Genomic DNA, 13,558 nt, shown 5'->3' on the forward strand with positions numbered 1-13,558 from the left:
CGGCCGAGCGACCGTCAGCGTTCGACCAGAAGGAAGGTTCGAGAGCCGCGACGCTCGAGGGAGACGCGGTCGGTCTCGAGGTTCGCGTCGACGTAGGTCTGGATCTCGTCGAGGTGCAGTGAGGAGACGTCGACTCGGCGTCTGGGTGCCTCGACCGTCGCGGCGGCGTCGGTCGGCTCGGTTCGCTGGCTCCGGGCGTCGATCCGCAGTACGGTCTGGGACATACCTATCGATCGGGCGGACAGCACGTCAATCCGAGCCGTCCGGAGTGAAAGTGAAAGTACGGGACGGCGGATCGGACGTCGAGTTCGACCGGCTCGACGGGCTACTCGAGAGGTTTGACCGAAACGGTCGTCGAGCCGTCGGCGGTCTCGAGCGCGACCGTCTCGACGATCGCCTCCCGCGCTCGCTCCCGCCACGCGTCGACCGCCTCGGCGTGGCGCTTTCGGACCTCCTCGGTTTCCCCCGACGGCGCCTCCTCGCGTTCGTCCTCGAGGGTCGGGTAGTTCGCGACTGTCTCGTCCTCGAGGAGCGTCTCGGGCTGGACGTGGACGGCGCCGGTCACGCGGGTGTCGTCGGCGCGGTAGACGTGAATCCGGGCCCGCATCCGACCGTGGAACGGGGGTGTCATGCGAAGGACCGCCGCTCCGGGATTCTCGCGTCCGTAAACGAAGGCGTCGACGACGTCGTCTCTCGAGACGGCGATCGAGCGAATCGCCGACGGATCCGCATCGGCTGTCATCGACTCCCGGTACGGATTCAGCGGTGTTAACGGCGGCGGGTCGCCCTCGCATCAGCGCCGTCGGTCGACGTTTCGGGACCGACCCGGCAATGGAATAGCTAGTCCTTGATGTGTCGGGCGGGTAACGGTCGGACGATGTGGCTCCATCGGGGCGCGGGTGCGCCGAACGTCGCTGCCGTCGCAGGAGAGTCGCCGATCTCGATCCCGTTCGACGATCCGATCCTCATCTTCGGACTCGCGATGGTGATCTTTCTTGTCGCTCCGCTGGTCCTCAAGCGCTATCGGCTGCCGGGGATCGTCGGGATCATCCTCGTCGGTGCGGCGATCGGCCCCAACGGCGTCCACCTGCTCGAGCGCGACGAGACGATCCAGCTGCTCGGCGAGGTCGGGCTGGTCTACCTGATGTTCGTCGCGGGCCTCGAGATCAACCTCAACCAGTTCGTCGAGTACAAGGACCGCAGCGTCGTCTTCGGGCTGCTCTCCTTTCTCATCCCGCAGGCCGTCGGCACGGTCGTGGGCGTCTACCTCCTCGATCTGACCCTCGCGGCGGCGTCGCTGTTCGCCGCCATCTTCGCCTCGCACACGCTGCTCGCCTATCCCGTGGTCAACCGTCTCGGAATCGCGAACAACGAGGCGGTGACCGCGACGATCGGCGGAACGATCCTGACCGACACTCTCGCTCTGCTCGTGCTCGCGGTCGTCATCGCCTCCACCGACGGGGCGCTCGACGCCGCGTTCTGGCTCCAGCTCGGCGTCGGGCTGACCGTCTTCTTCGTCGGCATCTGGCTGCTCGTCCCCCGGCTCGGGCGCTGGTTCTTTCGCGGCCACGCAGAGGAGAGCTACTTCGAGTTCCTGTTCGTGATGGCCGTCCTCTTTCTCTGTGCGTTCCTGGCCGAGCTCGCCGGTGTCGAGCACATCGTCGGCGCCTTCCTGGCCGGGCTCGCGCTCAACCGCCTGGTTCCGGAGACGGGCCCGCTGATGAACCGCATCGAGTTCGTCGGCAACGCCCTCTTTATCCCCTTCTTCCTGCTGTCGGTCGGGATGCTCGTCGACGTTCGCGTCCTCCTCGCGGGCGCCGACACGCTGGTGATCGCCGGCTCGCTGATCGTCATGGTCTTCACGACGAAGTACGCCGCGGCGTGGGCGACCGGACGGCTCTACGGGTACGATCGCGACGAGATCCGGAGCATGTTCGGGCTCTCGGTCGGCCAGGCCGCCGCCGCGCTGGCGATCGTCCAGATCGGCTTCGACGCCGGCGTCCCCGGGTTCGGACTCGAGATGATCAACGCGGTCGTGCTGATGATCCTCGTCGTCGCCCTCGTCAGTCCCGCCGTCGTCGAGCGCTCCGGCGGCATCCTCGCCCGGAACCGCGAGCAGCGACCCTACGATCCCAGCGAGACGCCACAGCGGATCCTCGTCCCGGTGTCGAGCGAGTCCCGACACGCCGAATCGCTGCTGGATCTCGCCTTCGCGATCCGCGACCCGCGCGTCGGGGAGCCGGTGCGCGCGGTCTCGGTCGTTCGCCCGGAGTCGGTCGCGCGAACCCGATCCAGGGTCGACGCGGCCGAGGACCGGCTCGAGACCCTCGAGGAGTACGCCGCGGGTGCGGAGGTTCCCCTCGAGGGCCGCGCGCGGATCGATCACAACGTCGCCTCGGGGATCGTCCGCTCGGCGCTCGAGAACCGAATCACGTCGCTGGTCATCGGCTGGGACGGCGCCCGCTCGCGGGAACAGCGGGTGTTCGGCCACACGATCGATCAGGTGCTGCGTCGAACCACCCAGCTGACGCTCGTCGGGCGGGTTCACGAACCGCTCAACACGACCCGTCGAATCGTCCTGGTCCTCCCGCCGGGGATCGACCGCAACGACGGCTTCCAGGAGGCGGTCCACACGGCGAAACTCGTCGCCGAGCGAACCGGAGCGCCGATCCGCGTCCTCGCGCTCGAGGACGATCCCGAACGGCTCGAGGGGCTGGCCGCCGCCGTCGAGCCAGACGGCTCGGGGGCGATCGAGTCGGTGGCAGACTGGACGGCCCTTCGCTCGCGGCTGCGCGAGAACGTTCGGGCCGAGGATCTCGTCGTCTGCGTGAGCTCCCGCCGAGACGACCCCGGCTGGCATCCCGAGTTGCAGACGCTCCCCAAGCGCATCTCCCGGCTCACGGCGGGCAACTTCGTGATCATGTATCCCGCGACGGAAGAACGCGAGGACGATCGGCGGTTCCTCCGGCTCACGTAGCGACGCGGGTCGGGGTCGACGTTGGGGTCGAGGTCTGCAGGGGATCGACCCGGCCTCGTCGCTCGGCCGACCGGCGGTAAGTCGAAACCGTCCGAACGCCGGAGTCGACTCGAATGTCGTCGATCAGGCCGCAGATCAGCGCGTCGACCGAGCCAGCGAAGACGTGGGGACCCTCGCGTCACGACCGTTCGGCGGTATACGAGTAACACGAAGCAGGAAGGACACAGCACTAACATAAGAATATTTAACTTTTTCAAATAAAATCTACATCTCGGATTAATTGACAAACCGTTGAATTGATCACGGGATGGGGAAGATTGCTAACGGATGCCTGGAACGACTATTGTCAGGTGTTGCGGGGGGAACGCTCACGAACAGGGGAGGGTCGATCGCGTCCTCGATTCCGTCTGCTTTACCGAGTCCTACGATCGCGAAACGGTGGTTCGGAACGCCGAGGGGACGGTCGCGTCCACCGGGTACGACACGTATCCGACCGAGGTCGTCGAAACCGACGAGTGGACGATCCTGCTGGAGGGTCGGATCTACGATCGCCGCGATACCGAGGCCGCGCTCCGGAACGTGGCGGCGTGGATCGACGAGGGGAACGTCGAGCGCTTGTCGGAGTGGGTGGCGACGCGTGACGGTGACTTTCTCATCACCGTCGTCGACCGCGCGAGCGGGAGTACCTGGGTCGTCAACGACGTTTTCGGACGGCTCCCGACCTACCGTACTACGGTCGGAGACACGACGATCGTCACCCGCGAGCTCAAAGTCGCCCGGCGGCTCGCGGCCGTCCTCGAGGGACGACCCGTCGGCGTCGACCGGCTCGGTCTCGGACAGATGCTGCTGTTCGGTTACCCGCTTGGAACCCGGACGCCGTTCGACGGCATTCGACAGCTGCCGCCGGGCTCGCTGCTCGAGGTCGAGCGCGACGAGGTCACGTCGCTCCACGAGTTCCGGTTCGACCGCTACGAGAACGACGATCGGAGCGTCGCCGAGAACGCTCGCGCGCTGACGGACCGTTTCGTCGAGGCGTGTCGCCGACGCGCCGGAACGGTCGAGACCTCGATCGTCTCGCTGAGCGGCGGGCTCGACTCGCGCGCGGCTATCGCCGGCTATGACGCGGTGCTGGGCCGCGCGTCCGGGGGGACGCTGCTCGCCGCGACGTCGGTACGGGAGGACGGCGCTAACGCCGACGAAGCGAACGTTGCTCGTAAGGTCGCCCACTCCCTCGACGTGCCGTGGTCGTCGTACTTCGTCGACAGGACCGAGCGCCACCGGAAGGCCCTACTGGAGATGACTCAGGGGATGAACACCGTCGGCATGTCGCTGGGTCTCGACTTCGCCGAGCAGCTCGCCGCCGACCACCCGGGAGCGGCCCTGGTAACCGGCGACGGCGGGGACAAGATCTTCCCCGACCTCACGCCGCCGACTGCGGTCGACTCGAGGACGGAGCTCGTCGAGACGCTCGTCCGAACGAATCAGCAGTTCGCACCGGACGAGATCGAGGACGTGATCGGCCTCGACGCGGATCGCCTCGTCGACTCCGTCGCCGAGCGGATCGACGCCTACTCCGAGGCGACGCTCGAGGGGGCTCACGTCCACTTCCTGATCCGCGAGCGCGGCATCAACATGCTCAACCACGGCGAGGACCGGACCCGCCACCATCTCTGGACGACGACGCCGTTCTACGCGCCGGACCTGTTCGCGGCGGCGATGGCCTGCCCGCCCGAGCAGAAGGCGGGGACCGAGCTGTACCGCGAGTTTCTCTCCCTGCTCTCGAGGGAGCTCGCCGAGATCGAGTACGTCGATTTCGGCGTCCCGATCACCTCCGTCGAGTACAGGGCCAAGAAGTTCGCCTACGGCTGGCTCGGCGCGCGGCCGGCGCTGAAAGAACGCGTCCGCTCCCTCGTGGAGTCCCAGGGTAGTGGGGGCGGGATCCACTCCCGGCAGCTGCTCGCCGAGGCCGTCGCCGATGCCGACGGGCTCGGTCGCCACTTCTCGGCCGAGGAAATCCAGCGGATCGCCTGGGACGGAAGCGGCCACCGCCCGCATCAGCGATACCAGCTGGCGACCCTCGTCGCCGCGCTCGACCCGATCGAATCACGCGTACGACAGCCAACACAGGCTCGGCCCGTGATGCAGAAACGGCACTGAGAACGCGTCGACTACCCTTCGGGCTCGCCGTCGGCCACCCCGAGCCCGGGCTCGAGCACCTGCGCCCGAACGTCGGTCGAGACGCCGTAGGCCGCGTCCTCGAGCGAGTCGGGGCATTCTACGTCGCTGTCGGGTCTGTAGTGGGCCCGCAGCGAGGCTCGAACGGCGTCACGAACGCAGGCTCGAGTCGACGCCCCGACGGTTGTCGCGCTCCCGGAAAACGCCGCTGGCTCGCCGCCGGGGTCGTGGCCGACGATGATCGCGTCGGTCGTCGTTCCCGGAAATCCCGTCTCGGCGAGCAGCGTCGCCGCCTTCGCCTCCGCGGCGACCGCGAGGAGGTTCGCCAGTGCCCCGTCGGCGAGCCGGCGGTCGGCGTACACGACGACGTTGACGGTTCCGGTGGGCGACCCGGAGTCCGAATCTCCGGCGCTCGAGGACTCGAGCGAGCCACCCGACGGCTCCATCGGCAGCGCCGCGGGGTTCGAGATCCCCGCGGTCGCGTACGCGGTCACCGGGCCGCAGTGTGCGCCCCGTGCGTCGGCGACGTCGACGCCCGTAAACAGCACGGGACCCGGATCCTCGAAGCCGGCCCGCTCGAGCCGTTCGTCGGCGTACGCCTCGAGGTCGGTTCGACCCCATCCCTCGGGTACCGAGACGTTGTACGCGCAGGCGGCCCGCTGGCGCCCGCCGTTCCACCCCGTCGAGAGCCACTCGGTTTCCGGTCGGGCGAGCCGTAAGACGCCGTCCCGTCTGCGGCTCTCGAGGTGGGGTCCGTCGCTCACGGCGGACACCCCAGCGCCTCGAGGAGTCGATCGTTCGCCTCGCGGTCCTTGACCGCCACCCGGACGTGGGAGTCCAGTCCCCGGAACGTCGTCGCGTCCCGGATCGCGACCCCGTTCTCGCGAGCGCGCTCGAGGACGTCCGCCACGCACCGATCGCCGACGTCACACAGGAGGTAGGGAGCGTCCGAGGGGGCGACCTCGAAGCGGGCCGAAAGCGCCTCCCACATCCGCTCGCGCTCGCGGGCGACCCGGGTGCGGGTCTCGCGGACGAACTCGTCCTGGCGCAGACAGTAGGCGCCGACCCGCGCGGCGGGCGTTCCCAGCGACCAGGTCCGACGGGCTGTCTCGAGGTCGTCCCGTAGCTCACCGCTCGCGACCGCAAAGCCCGCCCGTAGCCCGGGGAGACCAAACAGTTTCGTGAGCGAGCGCGCGACGACGACGTCCTCGCTGTCGAACTCTGTGACCGACGAGAGGTCGGTAAACCCGAGGAACGCCTCGTCGACCAGCAGGGTCGTTCCGGCCTTGCCACAACGGGTGGCAAACGCCGCGAGCGCGTCGGTGTCGGCCGCCTCTCCCGTGGGATTGTTCGGCGTGCAGACGACCGCCAGCGCGCAGTCCGCGAGCGCGTCGGTCCCGATCTCGAGTACGTTGTCAGCGTGGACGAACGCAGGTGTCGCACCCTGCAGCTGAACCTCGCGGGCGTACTCGCCGAAGCTGGGGTAGGGGACCAGTGCGCTGTCGCCGGGCTCGAGGATGCACTCCATCGTCAGTCGGATCGCGGCTAACCCGCCCGGCGTCGGGATCACGCGCTCGGGATCGCAGCCGACGAACTCGGCCCCGGCCGCCCGGTAATCTGGGTAGGCGTCGTCGGGGTAGCGTCGACTCGCCTCGAGGGCGTCCCGGTAGACCCGTTCCGTCCCGTCGGGCGTCTCGGGGTTCGTGTTCGCCGAGAAGTCCAGGATCTCGCGGTCGGGCTCGCCGCCGTGGGGCACCCGCTCGGCGGTGCGGATCGCGTCAGGATCCATGCGTTCCCTCCGGGCGCTCGGCCCGTTCATCGATCGCTCCGTCGCGCTCGTCGTCGATCCCGAGTCGCCGGCAGACCTCCTCGAGCCGATCCCTGACCGCACCCATCTTGCCGTCAGAGACGAGCGAGAGCGCGCCGCCCATCGCGACACCCTCCTTCGCCTCGCCCGCACAGTAACGGGCCATCGCGACGTGATCGTGCCCGTCGAAGCCGGGGTCGGTGACCGTCAGCTCACAGTCGAGGCGGGCACACGCTTTGGGGAGAGCCTCCTCCTGTTCGTCGGCGACGAATGAGGTCGTCGCGATCCGAATCGACTCGTCGATTCCGGCGTGTCGGAGGAGGGCCGCGACCGCGACCATTTGAGTTCCGCCGGCGAGGATCACTCGAGCCCCGTCCTCGAGCGCCCCGGCTGCGATCCCGGCGACGGCGGCCTGGACGGGGTCGCCGACGACCCGAATCGCCCGCAGGGGGTCGTCCTCGCAGTCGCCCGGCTCGAGTCCGCTCGCCTCGAGGCCGCGCTCGACGACGCGTCGCTTTCGCTCGAGGGGGTTCTCGGGCAGCGACGAGGACACCCCAGCGGGCTCGCCGAGGGCGGTCAGTGCGCCGAGGGCGGTCGTCGTCCCACCCGGGATCGTCTCGCCGAGCAGGAGTTCCTCGTCCGAAAGCTCGCGGCCGTACTCCCGTGCGCGCTCAAAGAGCCCTTCGGCCCCGCGGACGGCAACGGGGTCGCGGACGTCGGCTCCGGGCTCGGCCTCGAGATCGACCGTCGGCACGGCGGTCGGCTCCGCGAGACCCGCGTCGACGACCGTCAGGTCGAAGCCAACGGCCTCCCGAACCGCGCGGGTCACCGCCGCGGGCGTCGGACAGCCCGTCGGACTCACGGGTACGACGGGCGCGGCGATCGGCTCGCCGTGAGCGAGGATCTCGGCGTCGGCCGCGGGCGTGTGGGCCATCAGCTCCGGGGCCGCGCCCGCGGCGCTGATCCCGTCGATCAGCGCCGTCTCGGTCGTCCCCGCGGTCAGGACTACTCGCATCGGTCCTCCGCGATGCGGGCGTCTTCGAGTCGGTTCACGTTCACCGCCAGTCGCGGGTCGTAGCTCACCTGTGTCATGGATTCCTCCGCGGTGCCGACGACGTTGACCCCGGTCGGTGCGAGGTGAGGGGCGTCCTCGAGTCGGGTGTCGACGCCGACCCCCAGACGGCGCTTCAGCGCTGCGGGGACGCAGACGGTCCTCGAGGCTTCGCACTCGCCGTGGATCGCGAGGACCCGATCGACGACCGCGTCCTCGAGCAGCGGGAGGTCGGCCGCGACCGATAGCACGGGTGGCTCGACCGCGGGATCCTCGAGGGCCGAGAGCAGGTCGGTCACGTACCCCTCGCCCTCGGTTTCGATCGTCCGGACGGCGTCGGTTCGCTCGAGATAGTCGGCCGTCTCGGGGGCGTTCGGCGAGACGACCGCGAAGGCCGTCTCGATCCGACTCACCTCGAGGCCAGCCAGCACGCGATCGACCATCGGCGTCCCGGCGATCGGGTGCAACGGCTTCTCGTAGGGGCTCTCGAGGCGGGTCCCCCTCCCGCCGCACATCAGGAGAGCGTCCACGCGATCACCCCCGCGTGCAGTCCGACGACGCGGCCGATCTCGGTGGCCGCACCGAAGACGTCGCCGCTGACGCCGCCGAGGTTGCGCCGCGCCCAGAGCCAGGGGAGCGCGACCCCGACGAGCGCCCCCGGAACGGCAAGCGCTGCGGGATGGGGCCAAAGGAGTACTGCGGCTCCGAGGACGAAGACCGCGGGCGCGATGAATTGACCCGAGGCTGTCGCTTCGGTCAGCTGGCTCCCCATCCCCTCGTGGCTCGCGGTCCCGAAGCAGGCCATCGCGGCCAGCCCGAGCCTGGCGCCGACCTCCGCGGCGATTGCGCCGCCGACGGCCGTCACTGGCGGGAGCTCGGCGACGCCGAGAGCGCCGAGCGCGAGCCCCGCAACGGTCAGCGAGACGGCCAGGAGCGCGCCCACTCCGGTAGTCGTATCCTTCAATACCTCCCGACGGCGCTCGAGATCCCCGTGAACGACGAGGGCGTCGCCCAGGTCCGCGACCCCGTCGAGGTTGTGGATCCCCACGACGACGTAGACCGCGAGCAGGTAGCCCAGCGCGACCGTTGGCGCCGCGAGGACGTCGGCGGCCAACAGCGGGATCGCGGCCAGCGCGCCGACGACGAGCCCGACGAGCGGGAACGTCGCCGGGCGCGAGCGGAAGGTCTCCCAGTCGCCCTCGCGGTGGCCGACGGGGAGTCGCGTGAGAAAGGCGAGGGCGCCCCGACAGGCGCCGAGCCAGGTCCTCACGCGACCACCCCCGCGCCCGCGGTCGACAGGAGCGCCTCGAGCGCAACTCCCAGTGCGATCGCGAGGACGGCCGCGACCAGCGCCGCGCGGAAGACCAGTCTCGTCGCCCGCTCGCCGTCCTCGAGGGTCGGGAGCGCGGCGTCGGGGTTCAGATCGTAAACGCCAGGTTTGCGGAGCCGAACCGGGAGCGCGCAGGCCAGCGTCGCCATCGGCCACCCCGAGTTCGGCGACGGGGGCGTCCGGGCCCACGCTCGAGCGCGGACGAGTGCCCCGGGGTCGGCCGCGGCGACGGCGATCGTGACGGCGCTCAGCCTGGACGGGAGCCACATCACGAGATCGTCGAGGCGCGCGCTCGCCGTTCCGAGGGGTTTCGAGGGGTAGCCGAGCATCGAGTCTAGCGTGTTGACGCCTTTGATCCAGGCCGCTGCGGCGGCCGCGGCGGGCAGCGAGAACGGGGCGAGGACGGCGAAGGGAAGCAGCGTCGCGACCAGCCCGTCCGCGAGGTTCTCGGCCGCGCTCTCGAGAGCCGCGCTGCGGAGTTCGGCGGGCGAAAGGTCCTCGGTGTCGCGTCCGACGAGGCCCCGAATCCCCTCGCGGGCCGTCTCGAGGTCGTCCGCGGTCGCGGCGACGACCTCGCTCGTGAGCTCAAGCAGCATTCGCAGGCTGGTCGTGAGGTAGAGGACGAGTCCGGCGATGGCTGCGCCCGCAACGGGGTCGACGGCCGCCGCGACGAGGACGAACCCGCCCGCGGCGACGGCGGGAATCAGCGGGATGACGAGCGCGATCGGGACGCCCAGCAGTCGCTGGACGCGGTCGTCGTCGCTCCAGGGGCGATCGAGCGCCCCCACGAGCCGGCCGAGCCACGCGACGGGGTGGGCCGCGTTCGGCGGCTCCCCGACCAGGCGATCGAGGCCGAGGGCGAACCCGACCAGCGCGGCCGTCGTCAGCGTCATACGGATAAGGTTGGTCGTGCGTCGCTCGCGTTTCCGTTCGTGTTCGCGCTTGCGCTCACGGTTCGATACCTCCCTCGAGGCTCGCCAGCGTTTCGGGGACGTCAGTGAGGGGGACGTCCTCGAGCAGGATCGCGGTGCCGCCGACGTCCTCGATCCCGCCGTCGGTTCGGGGGTCGTCGCCGACGTGGATCAGTTCCGATGGCGCGACGCCGAGCTCGTCGGCCGTCAGTTCGAAGATTTCGGGAGCGGGTTTGCGCCAGCCGCAGGCGACACTCGTAACGACAGCGTCGAACCCGTCCCGCTCGAGGTCGGCACGGATGAGCGTCCGGGCGACGAGTTCGGGCACGCTGCAGTTCGAGCAGATCGCTACGGGCCCACGGGTGCGGGCGGCCGCGACGGCCTCGAGCGCTCCCGCTCGAGTCTCGACGTCGGGGTCGAACGCCGCGACGACCGCGTGTCTGACGACGTTGTTCTCGAACTCGACCCCGCGGCTCGCGAGTGCGCGGCTGACGTGGGCCGGAAGCGGTACCTCCGCGTTCTCGGGGGGGTCGACGTGCGGGCTCGCGTAGGCGTCGGCCCAGTCGGTGGGGACGTCGACGCCGCGAGAGTCGAGTTCGTCGGCGACGGCCTCCGCTGGCGTCGCGGGCTGATCGACGTCGACGAGCGTGCCGAAGAGGTCGAACGAGACTGCCACGTTCGCGTAACGAGCACAAGCTGACTTTACTCTCGCGGTCGGCGTGCGGAGTCGGCTCGGGATCCGGAGTTACTCGAGCCCGATGATGTTCGACTCGAGATCCCGGGGATAGTAGGTGAGCCACTCGATTCCCCCCTCGGTGACGGCGATCGTGTCTGAGTGGCGGTAGCCGTAGCTGTCGGTGTAGAGCCCGGGCTCGATCGTCCAGACGTGACCCGGCCGGATCACGGCGTCCTCGTCGTCGTAGCTCGTGTGCTCGCTCTCGCAGTGGTCGCCCCACCCCTCGTCGATATACGGTGGTTCGTGGCCCGCGAGGCCGATGTTGTGGCCGACGTGGTGCTGGGCGAGGTCGGCCACGCCCTGCTCCTCGAAGTACGCCTCGACGGTGCGGTCGACGTCGGCGATCGGGACGCCGGGGCCGAGCGCGTCGATCGCGATCTCCTGGGCCTCCTTCATGAGCTCGAAGTAGTGGATCTGCTCGTCGCTTGGCTCGCCGACGAACATCGTCCGCTCGAGTTCCGAGTGGTAGCCGTCGACGTTGGCCGTCGCACCGGTCACGAGGACGTCGCCATCCTCCAATCGTCGGTTCGCCGTGTGACCGTGGGGGAGCCGGCTCTGCTCGCCCGTGATGTAGCCCGCGCTGACGGGGCCGGAGCCGCGGGTTCGGGGGACGTAGCGGTCGCCCAGCGTATCGAGCATCACCCGCGAGGCGTCGGTGGAGGCGCGCTGACTCACCGTCGCGGGATGGACGCCGGGCTCGGTGTAGTCGGCGAGGTAGCGGTGGCCAAGGTTCGCCCACTTCGCGGACTCCCGGATGAGGTCGATCTCTGCGTCCGACTTCTCCCAGCGCAGGCGAGGGACCCAGCTCTGGGTGTCGATCTCGAGAAACTCGCTCAAGGCGGGACCCTGATATCCCATCGTCCCCGGCGCGCCGTCGGCGTCGGCGGCGACCCTGGTAACGTCGAGGTCCTCGAGCATCCCGACGACGGTCCCGATCGGGCGGCCGCCGGGGTAGTCGCGGTAGTGATGAACCGTCTCGATCCGCGGGTTCTCCTCGACGCGCTCGACCTCGAGTCGCGGGACCGTAATCGCGATCCGCTCGTCGGTCACCGCGAGCGCGACCGGGCGCTCGGTCTGGATGTGGTCGAAGCCGGTCAGGTACTCGATGCTCGTCGCGCCGAACCAGACGCCCGCGTCGGCCTCGATCCCCTCGAGCCGCGATCGGACGTCGGACAGCCGTCGCTCGAACTCCGCCGGAGGAACGTGCATACTACAGCAAGGTGGGAGCGACGGCAAAAACGTTCAGGACGGTGCTGCCTCAGTCGATTCGAGCGAACGCCAGGTTGCCGGAGATGTTCTTGATGTAGATATCGACGACGTCGCCCTCCTCGGCGCCGGGGACGAAGATCGTGTAGTTGCCCTTCTCCGCGACACCGTCGCCCTTCCGGCCCGTGCCGGTGATCTCGACGGTGTAGGTCTGGCCCTCCTCGACGGCGTCGGCCTGCTGTTGCTGCTGGCTGCTCGTCGAGCGCTTGGTCACGGGACGGAACGCACCACAGGCGTCACAGCGAAGCATCGGGGTGCGGTTCTCCCGGACGAGGCGGGTGTCGGGCAGGCCACACTCCGAACACAGCACGTACTCGTCGACGTAGGCGTCGACCGCCGCACTGAAGTCCTGCTCGGAGAAGGTCCCGTTGTACCGGCCACGGCCGCTCTCGAACTTGCCGCTGGTCCCCAGTTCGCGCTGGACGAACCGGTGAAGGTGTTCGTCCTCGCGCGAGAGGACGTCGGCGATATCGCCGAGGTTCGTAAACCGCGTAAACGCACCGTCCTTCTGGGCGTGGGGGTCCGGAATCTCCAGTCGACTCTCGTCGCCGCCGATATCCGGAACCTCGTCCATCGCACGGTCGAGACTCGATTCGTAATCCATACTCGAGTCCAAACGTCGCTGACGTAAATCCGTTCTGTTCTCGGCGCCCGCGGCCGAATCGGACGCTCAGAGGGCGTCGCCGCCGCTCTCGCTGACCGATCCCTGTCCCTCCTCGTCGAGACCCTCGAGGTCGCGCTCGGGGTTGGCCTCGCGGGCGTCGCCGGCCTCGCCCGTGAGTTCGCCGTAGACGGCCTCGCGAACCTCCTCGGGCGAGTCGTACTCCTCGCCGGCCAGCCGGTCGAAGACGCTGCCGAGTGACTCCGTCTCGTTGGGCATGTCGATCGGCTCGCTGCCGTACTCGGTCGCGAGCTCCTCGCTCGAGACGGGGTACTCGAGCGATCCCAGGTCGCGCTCGACCGCCTCGAGGATCGACTCGGCCTCGTCGGCCCGTTCGGACTTGCGTTGTTCGGCCCGGTCCTGTGCGCGGTCACGACTCGGTCCGTCGTCGCTCATGCGCGGTCGTACGACGAGCCCCGACAAAAGCGGCCGGCCGGCGAGGGCGGGGCCGTCCAGCCCGGCTCCGCCCCGGTTTCCACTCCGCCGGGAAACCGTCACCACCACCTACCCCGACTACAGTTCGACGTCTCGATATATAACGATTTTCCACAAACAATTCGGGTCGGTAATAGGGCCGTTGCACCTTCGATGAACGAGTCCTTGTAAGGACGATCTCGTAGACTAAGTTCTAAGCGCATTCTCCT

General features: G+C 69.2%; 14 protein-coding genes. 2 read left to right on the plus strand and 12 right to left on the minus strand.

Annotation, left to right across the window (positions count from 1 at the left end):
• Positions 1-14: 14 nt before the first annotated feature.
• Both C491_RS12110 and C491_RS12115 read right to left on the minus strand, forming a co-directional pair.
• Positions 15-224, minus strand: coding sequence for a hypothetical protein (locus C491_RS12110; protein WP_005556624.1), 210 nt, complete (start codon positions 222-224; stop codon positions 15-17).
• 101 nt (positions 225-325) lie between these two features.
• Positions 326-742, minus strand: coding sequence for a hypothetical protein (locus C491_RS12115; protein ID WP_005556626.1), 417 nt, complete (start codon positions 740-742; stop codon positions 326-328).
• A gap of 135 nt (positions 743-877) precedes the next feature.
• Between C491_RS12115 and C491_RS12120 the strand changes: the two genes are divergently transcribed.
• Together C491_RS12120 and C491_RS12125 are read left to right on the plus strand one after the other, a co-directional pair.
• On the plus strand, positions 878-2,977 hold the full coding sequence (locus tag C491_RS12120) for a cation:proton antiporter (RefSeq protein ID WP_005556627.1): 2,100 nt from the start codon (positions 878-880) through the stop codon (positions 2,975-2,977).
• A gap of 327 nt (positions 2,978-3,304) precedes the next feature.
• Positions 3,305-5,134, plus strand: a complete 1,830-nt coding sequence (locus tag C491_RS12125) for an asparagine synthase-related protein (RefSeq protein WP_049891821.1) — start codon at positions 3,305-3,307, stop codon at positions 5,132-5,134.
• A gap of 11 nt (positions 5,135-5,145) precedes the next feature.
• Here C491_RS12125 and C491_RS12130 read toward each other — a convergent pair whose 3' ends face one another.
• From C491_RS12130 to C491_RS12175, 10 genes are all read right to left on the minus strand, one after another.
• Positions 5,146-5,925 carry an adenosylcobinamide amidohydrolase gene (locus tag C491_RS12130; RefSeq protein WP_005556631.1) on the minus strand — a complete coding sequence of 260 codons (780 nt, stop codon included), beginning with the start codon at positions 5,923-5,925 and terminating at the stop codon, positions 5,146-5,148.
• Positions 5,913-6,941: a threonine-phosphate decarboxylase gene (locus tag C491_RS12135; RefSeq protein WP_005556632.1), complete on the minus strand. Its 1,029-nt coding sequence runs from the start codon at positions 6,939-6,941 to the stop codon at positions 5,913-5,915. The genes C491_RS12130 and C491_RS12135 overlap by 13 nt, the downstream gene beginning before the upstream one ends.
• Positions 6,931-7,974, minus strand: coding sequence for a nicotinate mononucleotide-dependent phosphoribosyltransferase CobT (gene cobT, locus C491_RS12140; protein WP_005556635.1), 1,044 nt, complete (start codon positions 7,972-7,974; stop codon positions 6,931-6,933). Before cobT ends, C491_RS12135 begins: the two co-directional genes overlap by 11 nt.
• Positions 7,965-8,525, minus strand: coding sequence for an NTP transferase domain-containing protein (locus C491_RS12145; protein WP_049891850.1), 561 nt, complete (start codon positions 8,523-8,525; stop codon positions 7,965-7,967). Before C491_RS12145 ends, cobT begins: the two co-directional genes overlap by 10 nt.
• Positions 8,525-9,280: an adenosylcobinamide-GDP ribazoletransferase gene (gene cobS / locus C491_RS12150; protein WP_005556639.1), complete on the minus strand. Its 756-nt coding sequence runs from the start codon at positions 9,278-9,280 to the stop codon at positions 8,525-8,527. Before cobS ends, C491_RS12145 begins: the two co-directional genes overlap by 1 nt.
• On the minus strand, positions 9,277-10,233 hold the full coding sequence (gene cbiB / locus C491_RS12155) for an adenosylcobinamide-phosphate synthase CbiB (protein ID WP_005556641.1): 957 nt from the start codon (positions 10,231-10,233) through the stop codon (positions 9,277-9,279). The genes cobS and cbiB overlap by 4 nt, the downstream gene beginning before the upstream one ends.
• Before the next feature lie 55 nt (positions 10,234-10,288).
• A complete protein-coding gene (locus tag C491_RS12160) occupies positions 10,289-10,927 on the minus strand; it encodes an HAD family hydrolase (RefSeq protein WP_005556643.1) in 639 nt (212 codons plus the stop codon).
• A 69-nt stretch (positions 10,928-10,996) separates the two neighbouring features.
• The gene (locus tag C491_RS12165; RefSeq protein WP_005556645.1) at positions 10,997-12,196 is read right to left on the minus strand and encodes a M24 family metallopeptidase; all 1,200 of its coding nucleotides are present in this window, start codon (positions 12,194-12,196) and stop codon (positions 10,997-10,999) included.
• A gap of 49 nt (positions 12,197-12,245) precedes the next feature.
• On the minus strand, positions 12,246-12,857 hold the full coding sequence (locus tag C491_RS12170) for a translation initiation factor IF-2 subunit beta (RefSeq protein ID WP_005556647.1): 612 nt from the start codon (positions 12,855-12,857) through the stop codon (positions 12,246-12,248).
• Positions 12,858-12,923: 66 nt separating this feature from the next.
• Entirely contained in the window at positions 12,924-13,310 is a 387-nt protein-coding gene (locus C491_RS12175; RefSeq protein ID WP_005556649.1) for a DUF5789 family protein, read from the minus strand.
• Positions 13,311-13,558: the final 248 nt, after the last annotated feature.

This window comes from Natronococcus amylolyticus DSM 10524, assembly GCF_000337675.1.
GTDB classification, from domain to species: domain Archaea; phylum Halobacteriota; class Halobacteria; order Halobacteriales; family Natrialbaceae; genus Natronococcus; species Natronococcus amylolyticus.

Excerpts from the sequence above, each read along its gene's own strand:
- cbiB (WP_005556641.1), bottom strand. The coding sequence starts at position 10,233 with ATGACGCTGACGACGGCCGCGCTGGTCGGGTTCGCCCTCGGCCTCGAT.
- C491_RS12125 (WP_049891821.1), top strand. The coding sequence starts at position 3,305 with ATGCCTGGAACGACTATTGTCAGGTGTTGCGGGGGGAACGCTCACGAA.
- C491_RS12135 (WP_005556632.1), bottom strand. The coding sequence starts at position 6,941 with ATGGATCCTGACGCGATCCGCACCGCCGAGCGGGTGCCCCACGGCGGC.
- C491_RS12115 (WP_005556626.1), bottom strand. The coding sequence starts at position 742 with ATGACAGCCGATGCGGATCCGTCGGCGATTCGCTCGATCGCCGTCTCG.
- C491_RS12120 (WP_005556627.1), top strand. The coding sequence starts at position 878 with ATGTGGCTCCATCGGGGCGCGGGTGCGCCGAACGTCGCTGCCGTCGCA.
- cobT (WP_005556635.1), bottom strand. The coding sequence starts at position 7,974 with ATGCGAGTAGTCCTGACCGCGGGGACGACCGAGACGGCGCTGATCGAC.
- C491_RS12175 (WP_005556649.1), bottom strand. The coding sequence starts at position 13,310 with ATGAGCGACGACGGACCGAGTCGTGACCGCGCACAGGACCGGGCCGAA.
- C491_RS12145 (WP_049891850.1), bottom strand. The coding sequence starts at position 8,525 with ATGTGCGGCGGGAGGGGGACCCGCCTCGAGAGCCCCTACGAGAAGCCG.
- C491_RS12170 (WP_005556647.1), bottom strand. The coding sequence starts at position 12,857 with ATGGATTACGAATCGAGTCTCGACCGTGCGATGGACGAGGTTCCGGAT.
- C491_RS12165 (WP_005556645.1), bottom strand. The coding sequence starts at position 12,196 with ATGCACGTTCCTCCGGCGGAGTTCGAGCGACGGCTGTCCGACGTCCGA.
- C491_RS12110 (WP_005556624.1), bottom strand. The coding sequence starts at position 224 with ATGTCCCAGACCGTACTGCGGATCGACGCCCGGAGCCAGCGAACCGAG.